The sequence below is a fragment of the Citrobacter sp. TBCS-14 genome (assembly GCF_005280805.1).
In the GTDB taxonomy this organism is placed as follows: Bacteria; Pseudomonadota; Gammaproteobacteria; order Enterobacterales; family Enterobacteriaceae; genus Citrobacter; species Citrobacter gillenii.
Genome location: NZ_SZWM01000112.1, coordinates 1 through 219, shown reverse-complemented (window position 1 = coordinate 219; position 219 = coordinate 1). Strand labels below are relative to the sequence as shown.

General features: G+C 55.7%; 1 protein-coding gene. It reads right to left on the bottom strand.

The features are described from left to right. Positions 1-209, bottom strand: a 209-nt coding sequence (locus FDX22_RS00615) for a thiamine pyrophosphate-binding protein (RefSeq protein ID WP_255432660.1), incomplete at its 3' end; no start/stop codon positions are given. Positions 210-219 lie beyond the last annotated feature (10 nt).

Below are 219 nucleotides of genomic sequence, written 5' to 3'. Positions count from 1 at the left end.
ATCCCCTGGGCGATAAACCCCGCACCCTGCTCGTGGCGCGCCAGGATATGACGGATTTTCGTGCTTTGGCTCAAGGCGTCGTAGACGGGGAGAATTGAGCCGCCAGGAATACCGGTGACCACTTTAATTCCCTGACGTTCCAGGAAATGAACGATGAATTCTGCGCCCGTAAAACGCGTACGCTTGGATGTTATGCCCGAACTTGCCATGCTCCAGTCC